Source organism: Exiguobacterium sp. s34, assembly GCF_018617435.1.
Lineage (GTDB): Bacteria > Bacillota > Bacilli > Exiguobacteriales > Exiguobacteriaceae > Exiguobacterium > Exiguobacterium aestuarii.
The window spans coordinates 418,123-444,677 of record NZ_JACSKE010000001.1 but is presented as its reverse complement, the minus strand read 5'-3'; the positions used below and the strand labels follow the sequence as shown (position 1 = coordinate 444,677).

Genomic DNA, 26,555 nt, shown 5'->3' with positions numbered 1-26,555 from the left:
TAACACGATGAACGAATACGGCATGAAAGGCCGCGTAGTCGCAGTCATGGGCCCAGTTATCGACGTTAAGTTCGACAACCACTTACCGAACATCTACAACGCTCTCAAAGTCACTCACGTGGCAGCGACAGCAGACGATGTTAGTGTCGACTTGACGCTCGAAGTAGCTGTTCACCTTGGTGACGACACGGTCCGTACGATTGCGATGGACTCAACTGACGGCGTTCGCCGCGGTATGGAAGTACTTGACTTAGGATCACCGATTTCGGTACCAGTTGGAGAAATGACACTTGGACGTGTCTTCAACGTTCTCGGTAACCCAATCGATGATAAAGAAGTGGCAGCTGACGTGCTTCGTGCACCGATTCACCGTCAAGCGCCAACATTTGACGAATTGTCAACGAAAGTTGAAATCCTTGAAACAGGGATTAAAGTCGTCGACCTTCTCGCACCATACATCAAAGGTGGTAAAATCGGCCTCTTCGGTGGTGCCGGTGTAGGGAAAACCGTCCTCATCCAGGAACTCATCAACAACATCGCGCAAGAGCACAGCGGGATTTCTGTATTCGCAGGAGTCGGTGAGCGTACGCGTGAAGGAAATGACTTGTTCCACGAGATGACGGACTCAGGCGTTATCAAACAAACAGCGATGGTCTTCGGTCAGATGAACGAACCACCTGGCGCACGTCTCCGTGTTGCCTTGACTGGTTTGACAATGGCAGAATACTTCCGTGATGAGCAAGGACAAGACGTTCTTCTCTTCGTTGATAACATCTTCCGTTTCACACAAGCAGGTTCTGAGGTATCGGCCCTTCTCGGACGTATGCCATCGGCGGTAGGTTACCAGCCGACACTTGCTACGGAAATGGGTATGCTTCAAGAGCGAATCACATCGACTGCAAAAGGATCGGTAACATCGATTCAAGCGGTTTATGTACCAGCCGATGACTATACGGACCCGGCTCCAGCAACTACGTTCGCCCACCTTGATGCAACAACAAACCTTGAGCGTCGTCTCTCGGAGATGGGTATTTACCCAGCCGTTGACCCACTCGCATCGACTTCACGTGCCCTCTCTCCTGAAATCGTAGGAAAAGAGCATTACGAAATCGCGCGTAACGTTCAACAGACGCTTCAGCGCTATAAAGAACTTCAAGACATCATCGCAATCCTCGGGATGGACGAGTTGTCTGAAGACGACAAACTCACGGTTCACCGTGCACGTCGTATTCAGTTCTTCTTATCACAAAACTTCCACGTGGCTGAGCAGTTCACGGGCCAAAAAGGTTCGTACGTGCCAGTCAAAGAGACAGTACGCGGCTTCAAAGAGATCCTCGAAGGTAAACACGATGATCTTCCTGAAGATGCATTCCGTCTCGTTGGTCCAATCGAAGACGTCATCGAAAAAGCGAAGACGTTGGTCTAAGACCTACGCGGAAGGGGGAAACTAGACGATGAATACTGTTCACGTCAACGTCGTCACCCCGGATGGTGCAGCCTTTGAAGGGGACGCACGAATGGTCATCGCCAAATCGGTCACTGGTGAGCTCGGTATCTTACCGAAGCACATCCCGATGGTGACACCACTCGACGTCTCAGTTCTCAAACTGCGCCACGAAGATGGTGGACGCACGCTGATCGCAATCAGCGGCGGTTTCATGGAAGTTCGTCCCGATACGGTGACGATCTTAGCTGAAACAGCCGAAATGGCGGATAAGATCGACTATGACCGCGCTTCTGCGGCGAAAGTTCGGGCCGAGCGCCGTCTCCAAGACACGAAGCTCTCAGAACTCGAATTCCGTCGTGCGGAACTTGCGCTCAAAAAAGCGATCAACCGCTTGAGCATTCGCGATATGAAAGAATAACAACAACTCTCACACGAAAGTGTGGGAGTTTTTTGTATTTGACGGACAAGATAGGTCTTTCGTCACAAACCTAAATCATGGAAATAGTAAAAAATATAGAGGCGGTGACCGATAATAAAGGTGGGAATGGATCGTAAAGGAGAGTAGGGAATGAAAGTTTACGTTGCGCGACAACCGATTTTTGATCAACAATTACGCGTTTGCGGCTACGAACTGTTGTATCGCCGCAGCGAAAATAACATTTTCGAGAATGTCGATGATTCGTTAGCAACGGCTGACGTGATTCATAACGCCTATCTCGTCTTTAATTTTCGGGAATTAACAGAAGGGACAAGGGCATTCATCAATTTTCCACAGACGTTGATTGAAGGGGAAGTGCCATCGTTATTGCCTCGTCAATCACTCGTCGTGGAAGTGCTCGAGCACGTCGAACCGACCGAAAAAGTGTTGCAGTCTCTTCGTTCGCTCAGACGCCAAGGGTACACGATCGCGCTCGATGATTTCGTGTTTGAAGAAAAATATCGTCCATTAATCGGCTTGGCTGACATCATTAAAATTGATTATCAAGCCACACCAGTGGAGCAACAGCAGAAGCTGATCGATGCACTCGGTCACCGCGTCGAGTTTTTAGCGGAAAAAATTGAAACGCCTGCAGAGTATGAGATTGCGAAACGATTAGGGTATAAGATGTTCCAAGGTTACTTCTTCAGCCGACCGATTGTCGTACACGGAGCAGAGGTGCATCCGTTGCGCCATACGCTCATCGAGGTGTTAAAAGAATTAGATCGTCCAGAACCGAGTTTTCGTCGCATCTCAGCCCAAATCGAACGTAGCGTAGATTTGTCCTATAAGATGCTTCGTTCGGTCAATACGGTGTATCAGAAAGGACGTCGAACGATTCAATCGATTGAGCAAGCTGTCGCACGAATCGGGCTCGATGAATTGAAACGATGGTCTTATCTGATGTTACTTCGCGAGATGCAGACGTCCGAATCGAAGGAATTGATCAAACAGAGTGTCATTCGAGGAAAAATGATGGAATTGATTGCGGAAGATACAAGCAGTGATGTCTCTCCGTTCGATGCCTTCATCACGGGCATTTTCTCATCGCTCGACGTCATTCTCGATGAGGCGATGCAAACGTTGATCGCAGAGCTTCCTGTAGCGCCTCCTGTGAAGTCTGCGCTACTCGGAGAACCCAATGGATTGCGGATGTTACTCGAGGATGTCATCGCCTATGAGCGGTTGACAATCCCTATTCATAACACAGATTCAGATTGGGCTCAATACTATGTCGAAGCGATTCGATGGTCACGTAGCCTTGACGAATCGAGTGAATAATGTTTGAAATATGTGAGGGGCGTCAATTACTGTAGTAAGACCTTACTGCGGATGACGTCCCTTTTGGTGTGTTTGTGGAGAAAGTGAGTTGGTCGAATGGTCTAAACCGCTCGAAGCTTGAGACACTGTGTCTTTTTTTCTCTAACATGACATGATATGATTGAAAATGGTACGAATTTTAGAAAAGAGGGGAATCGTCGATGGTGAATACCGTACTTTCGCTAGCGATTTATGTCATAGCGATTTACGTCGCTTGGTGGGCACTCTTACCCGTCAAATGGGACAAGTTGCTCAATCAGGTGAGGAGCCCGCAAGCAGCTGTCTTGCGCGTTCTCGTAGCAGTCGTCTTCGGTTCGTTGATTGCTCAGTTCTTTTTGGAGTATATCCGATTGGCACAGGAGCTCGCACCTTTACAGTAGCCACAGAATATTTAATAAACTGTAATCCTGCTGTAACGACTCCTATATGTTTATCATGTAGGATAAATTCGTCTGACATGATGTTTTTTCATTCCGTTCGCATTTATTTATTACCTTTTTAATTGATGAATGAAAAACCCATCACGTTTTGCAAACCATTCTAATAATCGACATCATCACATCCGAGATCGGATATCGACGCACTATATAAAAAAACAATGAAGTTGGAGGACAAAGAGAGATATGAAGGATTTGATTGTAGTCCGTGGAGGACGTAAACTGTCAGGTACTGTGCGCGTTGAGGGAGCAAAGAACGCTGTACTCAAAACATTGGTTGCCACTCTGTTAGCTAGCGAAGGAAAGTCAATTTTACAAAACGTACCACGTCTTGCTGACGTGTACACGATTAATAAAGTACTTCGTCACCTCGGTGCAGAGGTGTCATTCAATGAAGAGAATAATGAAGTAACTGTCGATGCGTCGGGCGACATCAAAGATGAAGCACCGCTTGAGTACGTTCGTAAGATGCGTGCTTCAATCCTCGTCATGGGACCTCTTTTGGCTCGCCTCGGTCATGCGCGTGTCGCAATGCCGGGCGGATGTTCAATTGGCTCACGTCCAATTGACCTCCACTTAAAAGGATTCGAAGCGATGGGTGCGAAGACGGTCATCGGAAACGGATTCGTAGAAGCTTCTGTAGAAGGTCGTCTCCAAGGCGCGAAAATCTACTTGGACTTCCCATCAGTTGGTGCGACGGAGAACATCATGATGGCAGCTGTGCTTGCTGAAGGCACAACAATCATCGAGAACGTCGCGAAAGAGCCAGAAATCGTAGACCTTGCAAACTTCTTGAACGGAATGGGCGCACACGTACGTGGCGCAGGAACAGAAACGATTCGCATCGAAGGCGTGGAAACACTCCGCGGTGCAGAACATTCAATTATTCCTGACCGTATCGAAGCTGGAACATTCCTCGTCGCAGGTGCGATCACAGGAAGTGACATCGAAGTCATCGGTGCAGAGCGTGAACATCTTCGTCCACTCATTTCGAAGATGGAAGAGATGGGCGTACACTTCGAAGATACAGCGGAAGGTATGCGTGTCTCAGCGCCGGATCAGTTGAAGCCGGTTGATGTGAAGACGATGCCACACCCAGGATTCCCGACAGACATGCAGTCACAAATGATGGCTCTCGTCTTGAAAGCAGGCGGCACATCGGTCATCACGGAAACGGTGTTTGAGAATCGCTTCATGCACGTGGAAGAATTCCGCCGCATGAACGCAGATATTAAGATTGAAGGTCGTTCAGCAATCGTCAAAGGTGGCGTTCGCCTTCAAGGAGCGGAGGTCGTCGCAACTGACCTTCGTGCCGGAGCAGCACTTATTCTAGCGGGTCTCATCGCTGATGAAGAGACACGCGTTGGAGATTTATATCATATCGACCGTGGATACGTAGACTTCCACAAAAAACTTCAAGCACTCGGTGCAGATATCGAGCGCATTCAAGGAACTGTTGAAGTTACGAGTGAAATGGTTCAGAACTAAGAAACGAGCACGAATTAGAGAGCGAGGAGAGACTCTTCTCGCTCTTTTCAATGAAGAAATGAACGGAGGAACCTATACATCATGTTTTCAAAAGATATCGGGATTGATTTAGGGACAGCAAACGTTGTCATTCACGTAAAAGGGAAAGGAATCGTCTTAGACGAGCCTTCAGTCGTTGCGATGAAACGCTCTACAGGGAAAGTGCTAGCAGTCGGTTCAGAAGCGTATGAGATGGTTGGTCGTACACCTGGTGATATCGTGGCGATCCGTCCTCTTCGTGATGGAGTCATCGCCGATTTCGCCACCACAGAAGAAATGCTCCGTCACTTCATCGAGAAAATTCAAGTCCGTGGGTTCTTCGGAGGCATTCGCATGTTGATTTGTACACCTGCGAACGTGACACCGGTCGAAGCGAAAGCAATTCGTGAGGCTGCTGAAAAAGCAGGTGCGAAAGAAGTCTTCCTCGCCGTAGAACCAAAGGCGGCAGCTGTTGGTTCGGGCATGGACATCTGGAAGCCGGTCGGTCACATGATCATCGACATCGGTGGTGGGACGACAGATGTCGCCATCCTCTCGATGGGTGATATTGTCTGCGGGGAAACAATCAAGATTGCAGGAGATCGTTTCGATACGGACATTCTCCGTGCCATCAAAGAGAAGCACAAACTCATCATCGGGGAACGGACAGCCGAGCAAATCAAGAAAGAGATTGCGACGGTATTCCCAGGTGGACGTAACGAGTCGATGGACATTCGCGGACGTGACATGGTACGTGGATTGCCACGTACGGTGACGATCACGTCAGAAGAACTTCGTGAAGCGATGGCCGAGTCAGCGAACGAAATCGTGGAAGCGACGAAACGTGTCCTTGAACAGACACCACCGGAGCTTGCGGCTGACATTATCGACCGTGGCATCATCATGACAGGTGGGGGATCACTCCTTCATGGCCTCGACCAACTCGTCGCCGAGCGTGTCATGCTTCCAGTCATGATGGCTGAAGAGCCGACGCTCAGTGTCGCGCACGGAACAGGAATCATGCTCGAAAACTTAGATCGATTGAAATAAACAAACAGGCGACCGTGCGCGGGCGCCTGTTTTTGTATGGACAGAAGTTCACTGCCAATCATTGGATATATAGGTATATAATGAAATCAACGATAATGGAGAGGGGAATCATGATGGCACCGATAAACTAACGAACGAAACAGAAAACATTAGAATCGGAGGACATCATGAACAAACCACTTACACTGATTACCGGAGTCAGTCGCGATCAAGGTATAGGGGCTGCCATCGCACGAAAATTGGCCTCTGAAGGGCATGACTTATATTTGACACATTGGAGTCCGTTTGACGCGACCGAAGGCGTCGGGGAAGAGACTGGATTCATTGAACGGTTGGTTGAAGAATTGACGATAAAAGGCGCTCGTGTCGAGCATGAGGCGTATGATTTAGCCTCGGGTGACGAAGTCGGGCTACTTGATCGGATTGAAGCCAAACTTGGTGTACCGAGTAGGCTGATTCATAACGCCACCTATGAGCGACATGTCAACACTGAGAACTTTACGACTGACATCTTGAGAAAACACTATATGGTGAACAACGAAGGGGTACTCGGACTCACCTTTGCGTTTATTGAACGTTATCAACAAGCGGGACATCAAGACGGACGCATCCTGTTTTTAGTATCGGGTGGAGCCGATGCGAATAACTTAGCGTATATCGCGACAAAAGGGGCACTGATCGCCATCACGCCTGCACTCGCGAACGGAGTAGGGAAGTATGGGATTGCGGTGAACGCACTCGACCCAGGACCGACAGACACGGGATGGATCAACGAGGAGCTTCGTCAGCATCTGCTTCCATTGTTCCCATACAATCGGGTGGGAGCACCTGAAGATACGGCCCGCTTCGTCGCTTTCTTGATGGGAAAAGACGGGGCATGGGTGAACGGACAGCATTTGCACGTGGATGGTGGGTTCACAGGGCGCTAATACACAAAAGCATCTCGCTTTTTACGCGAGATGCTTTTTCTTAGTGCCATGTATAGTCTTTATCGACAAGTAATCGATTTTTCAGTTCGGTCTTAGAAGTCGAAGGTTGTGCCGAATCAAGCCACTCATAGTAGTCACAAGCACAGGATTCACCGAGTTCAATCGAGTATCCGTTATTGATTGTCTTCACGGTGATATCGAGTTCATGCTCCGCTAACGTCTTTTTCAAGCGATAAATCGAATTATATACGTTGTGCAGGGCGCGTTGTGGCTCATCGATATCCGGGTACAGTGTTTCTGCGAGTACCCATTTATTGATAACCTGTTTGCGATGGTAGACCAAGTAGGCGAATAACTCCTCCGTTTTTTGTGTTGGCCACTTCACCAGATTCCCATCCTGTGTTCGCACTGAAAAACGATCGAGAAATTGAATGCGACAAGATTGGTGCGGATTTTTTTGCTGGATGGATTCGTAACGTTGCACAATTCGTGGAATGACACTATGAATCATCTGCTCCGTGATGGGCTTCAACAAGTAATGGGTCGCATGTAGGTTAAACGCTTCGACGGCATATTGTTGATGAGCGGTCGTGAAGACGACCTGCGTCCGTTCCGGAAGATAGGTCGCAAGCTCCAGTCCCGTCATTTCAGGCATTTCAATATCCAAGAAGACGAGGTCGACCGGATGTTCTTGAATAAATGTGAGGGCTTGAGTCGGACTTTGGAACGAACCGACCCATTCGAGAGACGGTTCCTCTTTCACAATCCGCTCCATCATCCCTAAAATATGATGTTCATCTTCAATTAAAATCGTACGCATTTATGTGATTCGTCCTTTCTTGTTTGGGTAATCGCAAGTGAACGGCAGTCCCTCGTTTTAAAGTTGAGGTTAAGTCGAACGTCGCCCCATGAAGGTGTTCGATTCGGCGTTTTATATTACCGATTCCGATACCTGATGATTCATCTGACTGGCTCGGATCAAATCCACTTCCTGTATCCTGAACATGGATGTCAATCATCCCGTTTCGCTCTTGAATGGAAAGTGTGAGTTTCTTTTGTCCGGGATGTCGATAAAGACCGTGTCGAACTGCGTTTTCAACGAGCGGCTGAATCAACAGCGGTGGAATTGTACATTCTAAAAGTGTGTCATCGATTTCCTTCACGACCTCGAACGAATCGCGGAACCTGGTCTGTTCGATGGCGAGGTATGAGTCAATCATATCTACTTCTTGTCGAATGGAAATATCGTGATCCGTTCGACCATTTTCGAAAATAAAACGGACGTACGTACTTAAATGACTAAGCAGACGAGCGGCATCAGGTGGTGACGTATAGCAGAGTGCAATCACGTTCCCGAACGTATTGTAGAGGAAGTGTGGTTTGATTTGAGCGTTAAAGAACGACATCTCGTGTTGTGAGGCCAGTGCTTCGACTTGTTGCTTTTTCCTTTTATCCGTAGACAAATGGATTGGTAACAGTAGAAACATCAACAAGAAGTAAATGATGGTAAACGTATTGGCGTACAATTGTTGATTGGACGACACGATAAACGTCGACATCATAATCCCAATATACCCGATGATCTGGGCGAGTGTGAATGTTAGTAATTCAAGCGTATTCATACTTTTGTGTTTTTCAAGAAGCCATCCAATGTTTAAGCCGACCCAGAAAAACGTAATGAACAACACAACGATCCATACAAAGTATTCGAACACGCTGTAAACAGAACTTGGCAGAATGATGGCTAAGGCGGTCAGACCATAAAGTGGGTATCTCAAGATCGCTAAGAACCGATCGAAGGAGACACGTTCTAAACATCTCGCAAATTCAATCAACATGATAATACTCAAGAGGGCCAAACCTAACGTCAACTTGTCACTATCCGAGATCCATACCCCGTCCCGAGACATAATGGAGAAGCTCGTTAAAAGGAAGAAGGCTGTCCCGTAACCATACAACCGTTCATTTCGATGGAATAAGTAAACGATGGCATAAAACATGGCAATCAGAAGTGAAATGAGCAACATGAAAAATTCATAGCCCGTGTAAGCATTTTGAGCCGTCATGATTTGATGTAACGGTCCGACCAATATACTTTCTTCGATGGGCAGAGAATTCCCTGCCTCAGATGTATGTTGAATCGTCAATCGGAACTCTCTCGTTTCATCGTTTAGTAACAAAAGTGAAGGTTGTTCACCAAAACGATTGTTGCCGATTCGTGTCGTGTCAACAGATGATCCATCAATCAAAATCGTAGAGGAGGACAGCGATGCAGGAATGAGTAACGCGTACGTCCCTTCTGGAAGTGAGAGATCAATTTCATATGTGGATTCCTTGTAAGGTGTCGTAAATGGGATAGTTCGATAAGAGCGGCGATCGACGTTCGAGACAATCCCGGATTCGTAACGCCACGATCCATCGAGGCGGAGAATTTCTTCGTCGATAGAGGAAGAGAGAAGCGAAGCTTCACCTTGTTTCACGGTGACGATTGGATTGATTGACTGATGTCGAATCAATAAAGTGAGGCCGATGCCAATCAACATCACAAGGATGAAGATAAACGTCATTCGATTACGAGTCATGCGCACATTCCCTTCATTCTTTGTGAGTTTCTTGTGAGGACACTACGTTATTCTTCCTATTAGGTGAATGGATTTTTGCAGTGACTCTCCGTCTCATCATCGTACCCGAACTTTTTTTGTTTGAACAGAAAAAGTCATTCACCGTACGAAATGAGGCATTCCAGGAGTAAAGGAAGAAGGCATTCCATGAAACGTTGGATTGAACAACGAATTAGTCGACAAGTTATGACAATTTTTTATATATTGATCGCCTTAGTGACGCTCACTTCGGTTGGGACTTATTTTTACACACAACAATCGATTCAACAGACGACCGTTCAATTGGAACGGATCAGTGAGCAACGCGCACGGGCAACAGATTTATTTGAAACGTGGCAATCGATGCAATATGAATTACGAGGTCATGTTCTTTTAGGAGATCGTGCCTTATTAGATGAAGTACGAACGGCTCAAACGAACATTGATGAGCAAACGACCTGGTTCGAAGAACAGGCAAACAATGAAGAAGAAGCACAGTTCGCGGAAGATGCAAGACTCCTCTTCTCGATTTATACGACACGCGTCATGCCGGCGCTTGAGCAGTATGTGATTGCGAAACAAGCCGGGGAAGTGGACGAATCGTTCCTGCAAATGCGTACGGTCGGGCAATTCATGCCGAAAAATGAAACGTCGACCCAGACGCGATTTAAGCTCAACTCAAGCAGTGCTGCGGATATGAGTGCAAGTATCGTTGATATGGAGTCGGTCTTTACCGATTATCGAGAAAATCTCGACTTTCAGGAAAGTGAATTACGCGACGCACTCTCGAAACAGTTAGTGAAAGCACAGTGGATGTGGCTCTTGATTTTACTCGGCGCACTCTTCTTGTTGTTCGTCGGCTTACAGCCGTATATTTTGCGGCTGACGAATCAACTACAGACGCTCATGGTCAACAGCGAGCGACTGGCGACGAATCCAAGTGCGACCCTCATTCCGATCAAGCCGCTCCAAAATGAGGTCGGTCAGTTATCGAAAGCGTTCAATGAAATGGCAACCTCGCTTCGGAGTCAGCAAGACCAAGTCGACTTAGAGCGTGAGAAGACGGCTCGAATCCTGCACACGATGCGTGACTCGATTGTGTATACGGAACTCAAGACAAATGAACGTTTCGGGAATAGCGCACTTTTTGACTTGTACGAACATCCGATTCCATCAACGGAACGCGGCAGCCTCTATCCGATTGCGATGTACTACCCGATGTTCATGAATCAGATCGATGACAAAGAGGGACTAAACCAATTCACGAAGCGTGCGAAAGAGGAAAGTATGTTCGATGAGACGTTCACGTATACGATGCAGGATGGTCAGAAGACGATTCGAATGTACGCTGAACCGATCGATTTGAAAAATGAACGAGTCGGTGTCATCTTCGTATCACGAGATATTACCCAGGAAACAGAAATCAATCAAATGAAGACCGAATTGGTCGCAACCGTGTCCCATGAGTTGCGAACACCGCTCACATCGATTCTCGGATTTTCAGAGCTTCTGAAGAGTCGTCAGCTAGACGAGACGAAACGAGAGCGTTACTTGGAAATGATTGCGAGTGAGACGAAACGTCTCGAACGTCTCGTAAGCGATCTGTTAGACGTTCAAAAAATGGAGGCGGGCATGGGGACGCCTGAATTTAAAGTTGAGAGCTTATACGACTTACTATCTGATTTACTCGAGATTCACGCAGGGTCGACCGAACAGCATCTCTTCCACTTTGACTGTGATGAAACGCTCTTTGTCGCAGGGGATCCGGCACAGCTACGACAAGTGTTCTCGAACATCTTGAACAATGCCATCAAATATTCGCCGGACGGTGGAAATGTGACGGTCGATGTGACGTGTGAAGAAGACACGATTCAAATCGCCATCACGGATGAAGGGCTTGGACTTTCTGAGGAAGATGCTGAGCGTATTTTTGATAAGTTTTATCGCTCTTCATCTGAAGAAAGTAAACAAATTGGTGGAACTGGACTAGGATTATCCATCTGTAAAGAAATCGTCCAATTGCATGGCGGTACGATTGGTGTCCGCTCTCAAATCGGAGAAGGAACGACGATGGTTGTCGAGTTACCGATGGTCGATCATGTTAACGAAGAAAGTTCATCCTAAATCGTAGGATGAACTTTTTTTGAAAAAACGGTGAATGCAACGCTCGTTTGGTACGATATATAGAGTGAATCATGTTACAGGATGAAAGGAAGACGACTATGCTACGCGGATTATATACAGCGGCAGGCGCAATGAATGCCCTTCAGCGCCAACAAGAAATTTTAAGCAATAATCTCGGTAACGTCAGAACACCGGGCTTCAAGGCGTCTGACGGCGTCGTCCGATCGTTTCCGGAGATGTTGCTCGCACAGGTCAGCAATCCCGATAACGGGAAGTCGCGCGTAAACGGCGAAGTGGGTACCCTTTCAATGGGCGTCTATCTTCAAGAGACGATGCCACGTTTTTCAGCGGGGAGTATCACAGAATCGGGAAGTCCGACAGATCTTTATTTGAAGGCTCCTGCTGATTTTACGGGTGCGCCGATGTTCGCGGTCGAACAGGCAGGCGAGACGTTGTATTCAACGAATGGACGCTTCTCGATTGATGAGGCATTATTCCTCCGTTCGGCAGACGGTGGCTATGTACTCTCTGATGAAGGAGAGCGCATCCAGCTCCCGTCGAGCGAGTTTCAGGTAGGCAAAGACGGTGTCATCACGTCGCTTGGTCAAAACGTGGCGACACTCGGTGCCTATCAAATCGATGATTTGACGACGCTCGAGCAAGTGGGGAACGATTGGCGCGTGACAGGTGACGCACCTGCACCGGCACAAGTAGACGTGTTACAAGGTTTCATCGAAGAAGCGAACGTCAATCTCGATCAAACGATGGCCGATCTTATGATGACGTATCGTCAATTCGAAGCGAACCAAAAAGTCGTCCAAGCGTATGATAAAAGTGCCGAGCGAGCCATCGAAATCGCTCGCGTTCGTTAAGGAGGAACACCATGCAGTCCATTTATAACTCGGTCAACTCCCTGTCCCAACTTCAACGTCAGTTAGATGTGACAGGTCATAACATCGCGAACGTCGATACGGTCGGCTTCAAACGTCAGCAAGGACACTTCGCATCATTGTTATCGCAAGCGTATGACAACCAGCCGCGTCCTGAATTTGAAGTCGGGAGGGACACACCGAACGGCATTCGCATCGGGGTCGGTGGCCACGTCGCTGATATCACGCAACAATTCAATATCGGACAAGTGCGCATGACAGATCGCGGTCTGGACGTCTTCTTGAAGGCGAGCCGTCAGTTCTTCGTCGTAGACACGCCGAACGGTGTCGGGGTGACACGTAGCGGGAACATGCAACTGTCTGTCGGTAATGAGACGACACTCGTCGATGTGAACGGAAACCCACTTCTCGGGGATGATGGCAATGCAATCACCATGCCGAACGAGGCGACGAAGCATCGCATTCGTCAGGACGGCGTGGTCGTGGCGATCGTGAACGGTGTCGAACAGGAATTTGGACGACTCGATATCGTGGAAGTCCGAAACACGTCTGAACTACGTCCTCTCGGTGATAACGTCTTCGCAGCCGATCTCGAGACTGAAGTCGATCGTCCGCTCGGTAACTTATTGATGGAAGGGACGCTCGAGTCCTCAAACGTCGATTTGACGAAAGAGATGACGGATATGACCATTACGCAGCGTGCGTATCAAATGAACTCTCGTGCCCTTTCAATGAGTGATCAAATGATGGGGCTTGTCACAGCACTACGACCTTAAGGCTTTACCGCTTCTCCGTGGGAGAGGCGGTTTTTGCTATAGAAAAAGGAGGACAGAAAGATGCGAATCGTCGTTGCCATGGATTCATTCAAAGGCTCGCTATCTAGCATGGAAGCGAATCAAGCAGTACGTCGTGCGTTAGAAGGGCATGACGTCATCGTCATCCCGATTTCGGATGGAGGGGAAGGATTTCTCGATGCGTGGCTTGCGACGCACGTGGATGCGTCGTTGATAGAAGAACCTGTTCAGTGTCTGGATGGGACAAGGCGAATCGCTCGGTTTGGGTTCGAGTCGTCGACAAAACAGGCGGTCATTGAAGTAGCGGAAACGACTGGATTGACCCTCCTCACGCACGTCGATCCGTGGCGCTATAGTTCGATTGGGGTCGGAGAACAGATCATCCAAGCGCTAGATTATGGTGCGACTTGTATCACCGTCGGACTTGGCGGGAGCGGGACAATCGATGGTGGGAAAGGGATGCTTGAAGCGCTAGGCGCTCGTTTCCTAAATGTGAACGGTACTGTATTACCGTCAATCCCGCATCAGCTTGCGGACGTCGTATCCATCGATTGGTCTGGGCTCGATCGGAGAGTGCGCGACGTTGAATGGAGGATGGCCTCTGATGTCCATAACCCGTTGACGGGAGAACGAGGGGCAGCGCATGTGTTCGGCCCTCAAAAAGGGTTGGCGACGGATGACGTGATGCGTTATGATCAGTTCCTCGACGTTTACGTAAGTTGTTTTGATCAGGACATGAGGACATTTGACGGAGCTGGTGCGGCCGGTGGCATCGGGTTTGCACTCTTGCAGCTTGGGGCGACCTATGTGAGTGGCATCGAAGAAGTCGTCCGTTGGTCAAGGTTCGAAGAGCACGTGAAGGGAGCAGATTGGCTCATCACGGGAGAAGGGAAGTTTGATGCGCAAAGTTTAGAAGGGAAGGTCCCTTATGGATTGGCGCGTCTTGCCCACACATACGGTGTACCGACGCTCGTGTTCGCCGGACAATCTGACTTGACCGCTCATGTGGAGTCTGGGATTGTCGCCGTCTTTCCGATCGTGTCACGCATCATGACACTAGAAGAAGCGATTTGGGAAGCCGCCCCGTTACTGACAAATGCGGTCCAACGGGTTCGCCATGTTATCGAAAAAGCGCTTTGACGATCGTCAAAGCGCTTTTTGCTTGTTACGGACGTTCTTTTAATAAGTCACGAATCTCAGTCAACAACTGCTCTTCTTTCGTAGGAGTCGGGGCAACGGCCTCTTCGACTTCCTTCTCACGTTGTAGACGGTTGATGAGCTTTACAATAAGGAAGAGTGCGAAAGCGATCAAGATGAAGGATACAATCTGTTGAATGAAGTTCCCGTATAAGACGTCCACTCCAAGCACACTCGCTTTTAAGTTAGAGAAATCGATTCCTCCGATAATGATTCCGAGAAGCGGCATAAAGATATCGTTGACGAGCGAGTTCACGATGGCCGTGAACGCCGCACCGAGTACGACGGCGATAGCGAGATCGATGACGTTCCCGCGCATCGCGAACTTTTTAAATTCTTTTAACATAAATGAACCTCCTGACGTTGAATAGCATAAGCGTAGCATATTTTGGCGAAAGACAGAAAATCGTTCAGCTTCTGTCAGGGAAGGATGCTTGTTCGACATTTGTGCATAGGGTACACTAAATAGGTAGCAATTTACGCATTTTAATACCAGGTACTAATATGATATAATCATTTTAGCTGAAAGGATGGTTGGACGTGGCGAACGATGAACAAACGAGTTCGGAAGAACAAAAGGGTTCACCAGAACAAGAGACGAAGCAGAAACAGCGATCACGATTGTCGAATCATCGTCGATTCCCGATTTTACTGCGTGTACTTGTCGTTTTGGTGTTGGCGATCGCGATGCTCGCCCTCGGAGCGATCATTGGATATAGCGTCATTGGCGGAGGCGACTGGAAAGATGTGTTTGACATCGAGACGTGGCGCCATATCACCGATTTTTGGCTAACCTCTTAAAGGCGGTGGATGGATGTATACAATTGAGCAAATTAAAGAAGTAATCCCACACAGATACCCGTTTCTGTTAATTGATCGAATTCTCGAAGTCGAGGAAAAGAAGCGTGCTGTCGGATTAAAAAATGTCACGGCGAACGAAGAGTTCTTTAACGGGCATTTCCCAGACTATAACGTCATGCCAGGCGTCTTAATTGTTGAGGCACTCGCACAAGTCGGTGCTTTCGCGATGTTGAAAGACGAATCGAATCGAGGCAAGCTCGCCTTTTTCGCAGGGATTGACAACTGTCGTTTCAAACGACAAGTCGTCCCGGGTGATCAGCTTCGCCTTGAGGTAGAAATCATGAAAATTCGTGGGCCAATCGGTAAAGGACGTGCCGTGGCCACGGTCGATGGAGAAGTTGCTTGTGAAGCAGAACTCACTTTCGCCTTGAAGTAAGGAGAAATGGGATGCGTGCTTTAGTAATTGTTTTACTAGTAGGCTTAATGACGATTGTGGGCTGTCAGCAACTGCAAACAGAAGAGTCGAACGAAGAGAACATTGTGTACGAACAGGACGTGAATGAGGCGATGATTGAGAAGCGTGCGGGTCAATCTGATGCGATTGCCGTTTCGCTCGAGCGGACGAACAATACGACGATGCTCTTCACAATTCGTATGCTTGAAAATCGGCGCCTCGACCCGACGACAGTCATGAGTTATGAGGTCGACGGTGAGCGGATTGCCATTCCGTTCGGCGAACTGATTGCAGAACGGGAAGAAGATATTCGGACGTATGAATATCAGACCGATGTTAACCCTGATCTTTTCGTGTCGGATACACTTCCGCTCTTTCATTTAGTGGAGGAAGGCGAGACGGAAGTCACGATTCCGCTCGAAGTCGTCGATTCGACAAACCTTGAATAAAAACAGACGATTTTGTCGAAAATCGTCTGTTTTTTTGTTGAGATTGATTCATTTTGTCCGATACAAAGAGTAAGGACAGAATGGAGGAAATCGAGATGAAACAGAAATCACAGTCGTTACAGACACGCATTTTAGCAGCGATGCTAGTCTTCGTCACCTTGCTCATCGTTGCGTTCGGGGCGGTGCAGTACTTCAGTACGAAGCATTCCGTACTCAGCACGTTGCATGCGACGATGATTGAAGACGGTGAACGGATTAGCGAGACGTTAGATGCGGATACATATGCGTCTTTCATGGCTAATCCGTCAAAAAACGAGCAGTATGAACAGTTGCGAGAATATCTCGATACATATCGCCAACAAATCGGGGCCATGTATGTGTACACGATTGCTACGGAGGGCGAAGAAGTTCAAATTATCGTCGATGGTTTGAGTCAGGCGGATGCGGCCGAGATCGGAACACCGACTACGGCGATGACATATGAAGGGGCAATGGATGCGTTTGAAGGTGAGACCGTCACAACAAACATCATTGATGACCCGGAATACGGGAAGTATGTGACGGTACTCGTTCCAATCAAACGAGGTAGCGAGGTCATCGGAGTACTCGGGATTGATAAAGCAGCAACAGAAGTCGAGGCAATCACGGGAGATGTGTTAACCGAAAGCTTACCGCCAATCCTAATCGGACTTCTCGTCTTACTCGTCGTTGCAGCCGTCATTATTTGGCGGTACCTTGGCTGGAAGTTACGACCGCTCCAAGCACTAGAGCGCGTCGCGACATCGATTGCAGAAGGAGACTTGGCGACGGCATCGAAGGATGTAGAGAAGATTCAATTGAAATCGAATGATGAGATCAAGCGTCTGACGGTATCAATGGATAAGATGACCCATATGTTGAAAGACCTCATCTCTGGTATCCAAACGTCGGCGCAGACGGTCCGGGATGAGAGCGGGAATGTCTCGAGCATCTCGGAAGAAGTGAATGACGCGTCTCGTCAAATCGCCTATACGATGGAAGAGATTGCGAGCGGTGTCGAAAATCAAAGTGTGTTGACGATGCGTCTGTATGGTCATATGAATGAATTCTCGACACTCGTCGAGCAAACGACGTCAGACGGAGATCAAGTGAGCGAACAAGCAGAAGTCGTCAGTCGGGTGACGATGGATGGGCTGCGCTATATGGAGAGCGCGGTCAGTCAGATGACACACATCCATGAACAAGTGAAGACGTCGCAAGGACAAGTTCGTGATTTTGAACAACAAGCGGATGAAGTGACGGAGCTCGTCACGATGATTCGTCAAATCTCACAACAGACGAATTTACTCGCATTGAACGCAGCCATCGAAGCGGCACGTGCGGGTGAGCATGGGAAAGGGTTTGCGGTCGTCGCCTCGGAGATTCGGAAGTTGTCGGACAGTGTCGCAGAATCCGTCAGTGAGATTTCGGAAATTGTCGGAAGCGTCAAACAAAATTCGATTGCACTCGGTCAGACGTTCACGGAAAGCATGACGGCGGCCGAGGAAGGAAAAGAAACGCTCGAATCGACGAAGCGTGCCTTCACGGAAATCGAACAGAGTGTCCGGCATATGCAACAGTTAACGAATTCGATGCGTGGGCAACTCGATCGGGTGAAGACGAACCAAGACCATATCCAACACGGTCTATCCGAGATTGCTTCGATCTCTGAAGAGAGCACGGCTGGGAACGAGGAAGTGGCCGCTTCAACAGAACAGATGTCAGCGACGAGTGAGACGATGAACCGTCTCGTCAAGGACTTGTCGACGACAGCCGAATCGATGCAACAGATGAGCCGACAGTTCAAGTTGTAAGCAGTCTCACATCAGACAGACCTCTCTCGTGTCCGCTATAATGGGCGCAAGGGAGGTTTTTTCATGCAACAATTCTCTAGTGAACTGACACAATTTCGCGGAAGTCATTATGACTTCGGGCGATTTCAAGGAAAATATATAAAACGAAGTCAACTGCTCGAGAATCGGACGGACCAGTGGAAACTACGCGTTCCCCGTTTTGAGATTGACGCGACAGAGGCGAAGGCTGCCTTCGACGCAGTTGCTCCGAAGATTTGGGAAGAGTTGATTGGGCTTCAAGACGAGCTTAAACTGTCCCTCAATGATACGTTGCTCCATTTCGGACATTTCCGCGTCAATAATCCGATTAGCGGCTGCTCGATTCTGACCGGGGATAATTTCCTCGTCCGGAACTATGACTATCATCCGATGACCTATGACGGGCGCTACAACGTCTTTCAACCAGATGATGGATATGCCGTCATCGGACCGGTGTCTCGTGTCACGGGCCGCATGGATGGGATGAATGAAAAAGGTCTCGCGATGGGATACAACTTCATCAATCGTCGTCGACCGGGGGACGGGTTCGTCTGTCAAATGATTGGACGCATCATTCTTGAGACGTGTGCGACGGTAGAAGAAGCAGTCGATTTATTAAAAGAGATTCCGCATCGTGGCTCCTTCACGTACGTCGTCCACGACAAGTCGTCGAAGACACGCGTGATCGAGGCGACACCGCGGGATATTCAAGTGCGAGAGTCTAATATATGTACAAACCATTTCGAACTGTTGCAACACGAGAACCGTTACCATCTTGACGATTCCACTCGTCGCATGATGGAAATCAAAGTGGTGCAACATTTGATTCAAGACGCGGAGAGCGCGTTTCGTCTCATGAACGATACCGACAAGGGCGTCTTCTCGGAACTGTACAAGAGCTGGGCGGGAACGATTCATACGGCTGCGTATTTCCCAGAAACACTCGAGACATGGTTCGCGCTCGGTGGAGACCGCGATCCGGTCATCTTTGATTTCCAAAAATGGCTCGATGGGGAAGACTTTGACTTGCACGCACTTGACGGTGAACTCGCGACCGATATCGAGTTTGCGAATACGGTCCAACTTTGGCGCTGACGTTTGTCAGTGCTTTTTTTTGTAGAAACGGGAATACACATAACAGGAGGGATGAAAGATGAAACGATTTGGCATCATACTCATTATGCTCACACTCGTTACACTACTCGGTGGGTGTGTGCCTGGCGACGGGACGTATACGACGGACCCGGCAGGCTTTTTCTGGGGCATCTGGCACGGATGGATTGCACCGATTTCACTCATTTTAGGGTTATTCAATGATACGTATCGGGTGTACGAAGTGAACAACACCGGCTGGTTTTACGACTTAGGATTTTATATCGCTGTTATCAGTGGATTTGGAGGATTGACGTTGACGCGGAAGAGTCGGGGATGATATTGAGTGGCCCAGCGAGGTCACTCTTTTTTAAAATCTTTTTTACCGTAAACGCTTGCATTAAAATATTTTTCATATTATGATTCAGGTGAAAATGATTTTAAGGAGGATTTATTCATGTCACGTCTCTTTGAACGAGCGCAACAATTCGGGAAATCGTTCATGTTGCCAATCGCTGTCTTACCGGCAGCCGGACTATTGTTAGGGATTGGGGGCGCCTTGTCTAACCCAAATACGGTACAAGCGTATCCGTTTCTCGACATCGACTGGTTGCAACATCTATTCACGATTATGGCGGCCGCGGGTTCGATTGTATTTGCGAACTTGGCAGTATTGTTTGCTATCGGTGTTGCTGTCGGACTTGCGAAGTCTGATAAAGGCACGGCCGGTTTGGCAGCAATGCTTGGTTATTTGATTATGAATGCGACCATCAACGCGATGCTGCAAATTACCGGAGAGTTGATGGAAACGAACTTAGCGAGTGCGGGTCAAGGGATGGCACTCGGGATTCAAACACTTGAAACCGGTGTGTTCGGCGGGATATTGATTGGGATTGTCACGGCACTCTTGCATAACCGCTATAATAAGCAAGTCTTACCACAATTTCTCGGCTTCTTCAGCGGATCACGATTTGTACCGATTATCACATCGTTCGTCGCGATAGGTGTCGGGATTGGACTCTATTTTATTTGGCCGACGGTGCAGAATGGAATTTTCTCACTAGGTGGTCTCGTTGAGAAAACTGGTTACATTGGAACATTCATCTATGGGTTTGTCCTACGGATGCTCGGCCCATTCGGGTTGCACCACATCTTCTACATTCCGTTTTGGACGACCGGGCTCGGGGGCTCGATGGTTATCGACGGTACATTGATTGAAGGGACACAAAAGATTTTCTTCGCGCAATTGGCTGATCCAAATACGAGCCAATTTTATGAAGGGACGGCGCGCTTTATGTCTGGTCGATTCATCACGATGATGTTCGGTCTTCTTGGCGCAGCGCTCGCGATGTATCACTGTGCTAAACCAGAGCAAAAGAAAGTCGTATTTGGACTTTTGTTCTCTGCTGCACTTACGTCGTTCTTGACAGGAATCACAGAACCGCTCGAATTCGCGTTCTTGTTCGTAGCACCTGTTCTCTATTTGGTCCATGCCATCTTTGATGGTCTGGCCTTTATGATGGCTCACATCTTCGAGATTACGATTGGTCAAACGTTCTCGGGAGGGTTCATCGACTTTATCTTATTCGGGGTTTTACAAGGGAATGACAAGACGAACTGGATGCTCGTACCGGTCATCGGTGCCTTTTGGTTCTTGCTCTACTACGTAACGTTCCGTTTCCTCATCACGAAGTTCAACTTCATGACACCAGGACGCTCAGATGAAACAGCTAAAACAGCAGACATTGCGGCGTCTGATCGTTCAACAGCCATCATTGCGGCACTAGGTGGCGATGCAAATATTGAAACGGTCGACTGTTGTGCGACACGCCTTCGCGTTACCGTCAACGACAATCAACATGTCCGTGAAGATTTGTTAAAAGAGACGGGAGCTCACGGGGTAGTTCAAAAAGGGAATGGAATTCAGGTAATCTACGGTCCTTCTGTTACAATTATTAAGAATGAAGTCCAAGAGGCGTTAGGCCGGGGCGAATAACGAATGTGTTGGAGGGAAGAATCGTGTGGGAGCAAATGAAACACGTGTATTCAGAAATGACAGACAGTGAGAGAAAGATTGCGGACTATCTCATGGCAAACATGAAAGAGGCCATCGAGATGAACATTACCGATCTGGCAAACGCAATCGCGACTTCTCCAGGAACAATCACGCGATTTTGTAAGAAAATCGGCGTAGGAAGCTATAGCTCACTGAAGCTCATGATGCAAAAGACGTTAACGGAAACGAATTTGCCCCAAACGACTTCACTGGAACCGATGCAGAGGTCGTATATTGAATTGATTCAAACGACCGCTCATTTGATTGATCAGGACGAATTGATTGCTATTTGTAAGGAAATTGTTTCGAGCCGTTCCGTTCATTTGTATGGGTTGGGCAACGCCGGTCTCGTTGCACAAGAGATGGAATATCGATTGAGACGGATGGGCTTACTGGCGACTACGGCGTTTGATAGTCACAGCATGGTCATGGACGCTTCGATTGTCACATCAGAAGATGTAGTCATTGCGTTCTCGAACAGTGGAGAAAGTCGAGAAGTCGTCCAAGCCGTTCAACTTGCAAAAGAATCAGGCTGTACGACAGTGGCGTTCGTCGGATACCAGCATTCACCACTCGCTGAGCTTGTTGACTATCGTTTGTTGACCGCCGGTGCGTCAGGAGAGGCATTCTTAATTAATACCCAACTCCCGCTTCTGTTTACGGCAGATGCGGTGACGAAAACATTGATGGAGACGAATGAAGCATTAAAAGCGCACTATATGCGAACGCTTAAAGCGCTTGATCGTTTAAAAGAAAGAAGTGAGTAATCAGTATGACAACATTACCGACTGGATTGATTGTTTCGTGCCAGGCTTTAGAAGGTGAACCACTCCATAGTGAGTTCATTATGGGACGGATGGCCATTGCGGCCGTTCAAGGGGGCGCCAAAGGAATTCGGGCCAATTCAGCGAAAGATATTCAAGAGATTAAACAACAGGTTTCGGTTCCGATTATCGGAATCGTCAAACGGGATTATGAAGACAGTGACGTCTTCATCACTGCAACGATGAAAGAAATCGAGGAGTTGACTGAAGTCGGCGTGGATGTAATCGCCCTCGATGCGACAAAACGCCTCCGACCGAATGGGATGACACTTCAAGAGTTGGTGCATGCCATCCGCTCGATTTATCCGAATCAATTGTTGATGGCTGATTGCGCGACCCTCGAGGACTGCATTGAGGCAGATCGCCTTGGTTTCGACTATATCTCGACAACTTTGCACGGGTATACAGACGAAACGAAAGGATTTCTCCTCTATCACGATGATTTCAAATTTTTAAAAGATGTGTTAGATCATGTGTCTCGACCAGTTGTTGCAGAAGGAAATATTTTGACACCTGAGATGGCGAAGCGTTGTATGGACTTAGGAGCGCATGCTGTCGTCGTTGGTGGTGCAATTACACGTCCACATCAAATTACCGCACGGTTTGATGCCGCACTTGCTGCTAATGTGAAGAGTTCGTTGTAAGCTCTTTGGAGCGATTTATAGAGACTTTCGATTGATTTACACCTCAATTGAAAGTTTAAAAAAGAGTATATTGCCAGCACACAGTTTGAAAAGCATATGACAAATGATGGAGCGGTCTAGATTTCAGATATCTAGATCGCTTTTTCACACTGTATTTGAGTAAAGGATACAACATGAATAGCATAATCCGTCACAACACCGTCATAACAAAAACATAAAAAATAGAGAGGAGTAGCTAAAAAAAATATAAAGCGTGCTAATCTTTTTTATAGGGTGGTGAAAGCAATGAAACATATCCGTCGTATGCGTGAAACATTTCGAGGAAGACTGTTATTTGATTTTATATTACTCATTATTGTCTCAGGTTTCTTTTCTCTATTAATCTATTTATTCGATACTGTACAAGGGGTGAAGGAAGAATTCATTCAACAAGAAGTGGCTACGAAACAAATGCAGTCGATTGTATACGATTATATTGAGCAAAGTAAACAGATGATACAAACGACTGCAGACAATATCGAAACCCTTCGTTCGACAGGTTCGTTTGTAACTGTTGAACAAGAGATGATTGATCATATCAAAACGCATAACTCACGTTTTGAAAATTTATATATCGCTGATGAGAGTGGACGTACCATCGCTTTTTCACCCAGAGTGAATGAGGACGGACAGTCGAATCTCGGACTTGATTTTAGTAATCGTTTTTACTTCAAACAACTCCAAATGACGAGAGACACCTATGTCTCTCACGTATTCCAAGGACGCGGAGGTAGCCAAAAACCTTTGATTGTCATTGCGACACCGATATTCTCCGAAGGCGATGATATGTCGGGTTACATATTAGGTGCCTTAAGTTTAGAAGGGATTGGAGAGACCTTGATTGCCAACAACTTTAATCAAGAACAATTCCCGGTAGTCGTAGATGATCGAAATCAGATTGTGTTCCATCCAAACACATACCCATCCAAAGAAGTGAAAGCGGTTACGATGAATCCGGATGAGCGTGGAGAGCAAGTATGGGGAAACGTTTGGCGAGTTTTTGATGAAGAAAAACAGCAGTCTCAATTTGTCACATATGAGGTGGTGCCCGAATATGGATGGACAGTTTGGATTGCTCGTCCGGTGGAAAGTGTACTAGCTTCCGTTATAAAAACAATTATTCCCAACACATTGTTATTTCTAATGATTGCGACCATTATGTTTATTCTAGGCTCTATACTTTCCCGTAAACTAAATCGCTCGCTTGCGGATTTTGTGAATCAAACCGAACTGCTCGTTGAACACAATGAACCATCTCACGTCGTAAACCACTTGCAATCGATTCGTGCACCGAAAGAAATCATTGAATTGGCTAAACGTTTTGAACATATGGCCGAACATGTTCGGGAAAGCCAAGAAAATTTACGTCAATTGAATGAGGCATTAGAAGAAAAGGTATCCCGCCGAACAAAAGAATTAGAACGAAACAACTTAGAGTTAAAGGCGCTTAATCAATTTATGACATCGTTTCGTCATGCGCCGAACATCATTTCGCTTGTACAAAGCACGTTACAAGAGATGGCATCCATTTTGCCATATCCTTTGTTTGTCTCCTTGCCGAATCAAGTCATTTCAAAAGACGCAATCTTATCACAAGAGAGCCTATGTGAATTTTTAGATGCACAGCAAAAAGGTTATCGGTTTTACAAGAACCATTTATATTTTGGAGGACGTGCAGATGGAATGTTGTTAGTCGGTTTAACAGCCAATCAAACCATCTCCAAACGAGAAGAGATTTTCTTACACACACTTAGTGATGCCTTTTCCATCCTTCTCGATAATAAAGTGTTGGTCGATGAGACAACAAAACAGAATGCCTTATGGAATGCGACGTTGAGTAGTATGTCTGAAGGTGTAATCGTGATGAATGAAGGTGGAGAAATTGAGTATGTGAATCGCTTCATGGAGCTGAATTTCGAGTTATCTCAATCCGATCAAGTGGAGGATTGGAATACGGTTATGAAACTCTATGGAGATGAGAAAGATATCTATAGATTATTTATTGACGATCAAATCTTCCACGTACAACCGTTTTCTGTGATTGGTTCATCCGACACTGTCGGACAAGGGTACATCGTGCGTGACGTCACCCGTGAAGTAGAAATCGATCAATTAAAGGATAATTTAATTTCACTAGCATCTCATGAATTTAAAACACCGCTCACAAACATTCGTGGAAGCGTTGAAACGTTGATGAGGAAAGATGTCTCATGGGACAGCTCATTCCGAACTGAATTGTTACAAGGGATTCAAGAAGATGCACAGCGAATTCGTCAACTCATTGATGACTGGTTAGATATTACTAAAATCGAATCTGGAAACTTTCCTGTAGAACTGGAAGCGGTTTTGTTCATCCCTTATGTAAAAGCAGTCATAAAAGAGCTCCAAATTGAAGAATATACGACGTACGAATGGAATGGACCAACCGTAGTCGAAGTCGATTTTAATCGATTTCGGCAAGTACTCGTCAATTTATTGACGAATGCGGTTCGATACAGTGACGGCTCACCCAAGATTCGGATTCGGACAGAAGAGACGAACGAGTCGTGGCAACTCGTCATTGAAGATCAAGGGATTGGTATTCGTCACGATCATGTAAATCGGATTTTTGATCGCTTTTATCAAGTAGAAATGAAATCAACGAGACGAAAAGGCGGGACGGGTCTCGGGTTAGCAATCTGTAAAGGAATCATCGAAGCCCATGGTGGAGACATTCGAGTCGAGAGTGAGTTAGGTCGTGGGACTCGATTCTTTCTAACAATGCCAAAAGGGGAGGAATAAGCAATGACGACAATTGCCATAGTTGAAGATGAAAAGAAAATCGCACGTTTTGTGGCAGCAAATTTAATTTCGCTTGGATATGAAGTGAAACAATATATCGACGGTAGTCAGTTTTTAGAGGAAATTGAACGGAATCAGTTTGATTTGGTTTTACTCGATATTATGATGCCTCGAATGGACGGGTTCGAAGTGCTACGTCGTCTACGGACAGTGTCGGATATCCCTGTTATTTTGTTGACAGCTCGAAGTCAGTCCAAAGATAAAGTAGATGGATTGAACTTAGGGGCAGATGACTATTTGACCAAACCATTTGCACTTGAAGAATTGTTTGCACGAGTCAAAGCAGTGCTCAGGAGATCAGTTGCCGATGAAGTACTGGAAACGACTGTTCAGATTAAAGGTGTCGAGGTAGATCGTTTACGGAATAGAGTGTTTCATCAAGGGGAAGAAGTCAAGTTGACTCAAAATGAATTCTCCTTATTATCCGAATTGGTCAAGCATCTAGATCAAGTCGTTCAACATCGTGAGCTCTTGCAGTCGGTATGGGGACCTGAATACGGAGAAGAGGTCGAATACTTACGAGTGACTATCGGTCGAATCCGAAAAAAATTAAAAGCTGCCGGCGCCACAGAGGCGGCGGATCAATTAAAGACGTATCCTGGTATCGGCTACGCCTTACTTTCCTAAGCGCCTTCGGGCGTTTTTTTTATGGAATTGTTACGAAGACACCCTGTCTCTTTATGCGTTTCTTACGGGGTGAGACGTAAAGTATACATGTAAGCGATACCAAAAA

Annotated in this window: 25 protein-coding genes; 22 read left to right on the top strand and 3 right to left on the bottom strand. The window is 47.1% G+C overall.

Features of this window, described 5'->3' with window-relative positions; all coding sequences use genetic code 11:
- The first annotated feature begins 7 nt into the window (after nucleotides 1-7).
- From atpD to KNO87_RS02120, 7 genes are all read left to right on the top strand, one after another.
- Nucleotides 8-1,426 (top strand): F0F1 ATP synthase subunit beta, encoded by a 1,419-nt coding sequence (atpD, locus tag KNO87_RS02150; protein ID WP_159562971.1) that lies wholly within the window; start codon nucleotides 8-10, stop codon nucleotides 1,424-1,426.
- A 28-nt stretch (nucleotides 1,427-1,454) separates the two neighbouring features.
- Nucleotides 1,455-1,865, top strand: coding sequence for a F0F1 ATP synthase subunit epsilon (locus tag KNO87_RS02145; RefSeq protein WP_012727354.1), 411 nt, complete (start codon nucleotides 1,455-1,457; stop codon nucleotides 1,863-1,865).
- 150 nt (nucleotides 1,866-2,015) lie between these two features.
- Nucleotides 2,016-3,206 (top strand): EAL and HDOD domain-containing protein, encoded by a 1,191-nt coding sequence (locus KNO87_RS02140; protein ID WP_214792937.1) that lies wholly within the window; start codon nucleotides 2,016-2,018, stop codon nucleotides 3,204-3,206.
- 200 nt (nucleotides 3,207-3,406) lie between these two features.
- A complete protein-coding gene (locus tag KNO87_RS02135) occupies nucleotides 3,407-3,625 on the top strand; it encodes a DUF1146 family protein (RefSeq protein ID WP_214792940.1) in 219 nt (72 codons plus the stop codon).
- A 243-nt stretch (nucleotides 3,626-3,868) separates the two neighbouring features.
- Nucleotides 3,869-5,170: a UDP-N-acetylglucosamine 1-carboxyvinyltransferase gene (gene murA, locus KNO87_RS02130; protein WP_214786295.1), complete on the top strand. Its 1,302-nt coding sequence runs from the start codon at nucleotides 3,869-3,871 to the stop codon at nucleotides 5,168-5,170.
- An 81-nt stretch (nucleotides 5,171-5,251) separates the two neighbouring features.
- On the top strand, nucleotides 5,252-6,238 hold the full coding sequence (gene mreB / locus KNO87_RS02125; protein WP_074035900.1) for a rod shape-determining protein: 987 nt from the start codon (nucleotides 5,252-5,254) through the stop codon (nucleotides 6,236-6,238).
- 167 nt (nucleotides 6,239-6,405) lie between these two features.
- A complete protein-coding gene (locus tag KNO87_RS02120) occupies nucleotides 6,406-7,167 on the top strand; it encodes an SDR family oxidoreductase (RefSeq protein WP_214792943.1) in 762 nt (253 codons plus the stop codon).
- A 40-nt stretch (nucleotides 7,168-7,207) separates the two neighbouring features.
- Here KNO87_RS02120 and KNO87_RS02115 read toward each other — a convergent pair whose 3' ends face one another.
- Nucleotides 7,208-7,987, bottom strand: coding sequence for a response regulator (locus KNO87_RS02115; protein ID WP_214792946.1), 780 nt, complete (start codon nucleotides 7,985-7,987; stop codon nucleotides 7,208-7,210).
- Nucleotides 7,968-9,749, bottom strand: coding sequence for a sensor histidine kinase (locus KNO87_RS02110; RefSeq protein ID WP_214792950.1), 1,782 nt, complete (start codon nucleotides 9,747-9,749; stop codon nucleotides 7,968-7,970). The genes KNO87_RS02115 and KNO87_RS02110 overlap by 20 nt, the downstream gene beginning before the upstream one ends.
- A 186-nt stretch (nucleotides 9,750-9,935) precedes the next feature.
- Between KNO87_RS02110 and KNO87_RS02105 the strand changes: the two genes are divergently transcribed.
- The 4 genes from KNO87_RS02105 to KNO87_RS02090 all read left to right on the top strand — a co-directional run bounded on the left by KNO87_RS02105 (nucleotide 9,936) and on the right by KNO87_RS02090 (nucleotide 14,715).
- Nucleotides 9,936-11,891 carry a HAMP domain-containing sensor histidine kinase gene (locus KNO87_RS02105; protein ID WP_214792954.1) on the top strand — a complete coding sequence of 652 codons (1,956 nt, stop codon included), beginning with the start codon at nucleotides 9,936-9,938 and terminating at the stop codon, nucleotides 11,889-11,891.
- Between the two features lie 98 nt (nucleotides 11,892-11,989).
- The gene (locus tag KNO87_RS02100; protein ID WP_214792958.1) at nucleotides 11,990-12,763 is read left to right on the top strand and encodes a flagellar hook-basal body protein; all 774 of its coding nucleotides are present in this window, start codon (nucleotides 11,990-11,992) and stop codon (nucleotides 12,761-12,763) included.
- Between the two features lie 11 nt (nucleotides 12,764-12,774).
- Nucleotides 12,775-13,557: a flagellar hook-basal body protein gene (locus KNO87_RS02095; protein ID WP_214792961.1), complete on the top strand. Its 783-nt coding sequence runs from the start codon at nucleotides 12,775-12,777 to the stop codon at nucleotides 13,555-13,557.
- Between the two features lie 60 nt (nucleotides 13,558-13,617).
- The gene (locus tag KNO87_RS02090; protein ID WP_214792964.1) at nucleotides 13,618-14,715 is read left to right on the top strand and encodes a glycerate kinase family protein; all 1,098 of its coding nucleotides are present in this window, start codon (nucleotides 13,618-13,620) and stop codon (nucleotides 14,713-14,715) included.
- A gap of 25 nt (nucleotides 14,716-14,740) precedes the next feature.
- Here KNO87_RS02090 and mscL read toward each other — a convergent pair whose 3' ends face one another.
- On the bottom strand, nucleotides 14,741-15,118 hold the full coding sequence (gene mscL, locus KNO87_RS02085) for a large conductance mechanosensitive channel protein MscL (RefSeq protein ID WP_214792967.1): 378 nt from the start codon (nucleotides 15,116-15,118) through the stop codon (nucleotides 14,741-14,743).
- A gap of 194 nt (nucleotides 15,119-15,312) precedes the next feature.
- Here mscL and KNO87_RS15565 point away from each other — a divergent pair, with 194 nt between their 5' ends.
- From KNO87_RS15565 to KNO87_RS02030, 11 genes are all read left to right on the top strand, one after another.
- Nucleotides 15,313-15,573 carry a DNA-directed RNA polymerase subunit beta gene (locus KNO87_RS15565; RefSeq protein WP_214784769.1) on the top strand — a complete coding sequence of 87 codons (261 nt, stop codon included), beginning with the start codon at nucleotides 15,313-15,315 and terminating at the stop codon, nucleotides 15,571-15,573.
- Nucleotides 15,574-15,586: 13 nt separating this feature from the next.
- Nucleotides 15,587-16,009, top strand: a complete 423-nt coding sequence (gene fabZ / locus KNO87_RS02075) for a 3-hydroxyacyl-ACP dehydratase FabZ (RefSeq protein WP_214786316.1) — start codon at nucleotides 15,587-15,589, stop codon at nucleotides 16,007-16,009.
- 11 nt (nucleotides 16,010-16,020) lie between these two features.
- On the top strand, nucleotides 16,021-16,476 hold the full coding sequence (locus tag KNO87_RS02070) for a hypothetical protein (RefSeq protein WP_214792970.1): 456 nt from the start codon (nucleotides 16,021-16,023) through the stop codon (nucleotides 16,474-16,476).
- A gap of 95 nt (nucleotides 16,477-16,571) precedes the next feature.
- Complete coding sequence (locus tag KNO87_RS02065; protein WP_214792973.1) at nucleotides 16,572-18,308, top strand: methyl-accepting chemotaxis protein; 1,737 nt, start codon at nucleotides 16,572-16,574, stop codon at nucleotides 18,306-18,308.
- Between the two features lie 63 nt (nucleotides 18,309-18,371).
- Nucleotides 18,372-19,421 carry a C45 family autoproteolytic acyltransferase/hydrolase gene (locus KNO87_RS02060; protein ID WP_214792976.1) on the top strand — a complete coding sequence of 350 codons (1,050 nt, stop codon included), beginning with the start codon at nucleotides 18,372-18,374 and terminating at the stop codon, nucleotides 19,419-19,421.
- A 58-nt stretch (nucleotides 19,422-19,479) separates the two neighbouring features.
- Nucleotides 19,480-19,758: a hypothetical protein gene (locus KNO87_RS02055; protein WP_012727334.1), complete on the top strand. Its 279-nt coding sequence runs from the start codon at nucleotides 19,480-19,482 to the stop codon at nucleotides 19,756-19,758.
- A gap of 117 nt (nucleotides 19,759-19,875) precedes the next feature.
- Nucleotides 19,876-21,414: a maltose/glucose-specific PTS transporter subunit IIC gene (locus KNO87_RS02050; RefSeq protein WP_214792979.1), complete on the top strand. Its 1,539-nt coding sequence runs from the start codon at nucleotides 19,876-19,878 to the stop codon at nucleotides 21,412-21,414.
- Nucleotides 21,415-21,437: 23 nt separating this feature from the next.
- Nucleotides 21,438-22,241: a MurR/RpiR family transcriptional regulator gene (locus KNO87_RS02045; protein WP_214792982.1), complete on the top strand. Its 804-nt coding sequence runs from the start codon at nucleotides 21,438-21,440 to the stop codon at nucleotides 22,239-22,241.
- Between the two features lie 5 nt (nucleotides 22,242-22,246).
- Entirely contained in the window at nucleotides 22,247-22,942 is a 696-nt protein-coding gene (locus tag KNO87_RS02040; RefSeq protein WP_214792985.1) for an N-acetylmannosamine-6-phosphate 2-epimerase, read from the top strand.
- A gap of 285 nt (nucleotides 22,943-23,227) precedes the next feature.
- Nucleotides 23,228-25,762, top strand: coding sequence for an ATP-binding protein (locus tag KNO87_RS02035; RefSeq protein WP_214792988.1), 2,535 nt, complete (start codon nucleotides 23,228-23,230; stop codon nucleotides 25,760-25,762).
- Between the two features lie 3 nt (nucleotides 25,763-25,765).
- Nucleotides 25,766-26,449, top strand: coding sequence for a response regulator transcription factor (locus KNO87_RS02030; protein WP_214792991.1), 684 nt, complete (start codon nucleotides 25,766-25,768; stop codon nucleotides 26,447-26,449).
- Nucleotides 26,450-26,555: the final 106 nt, after the last annotated feature.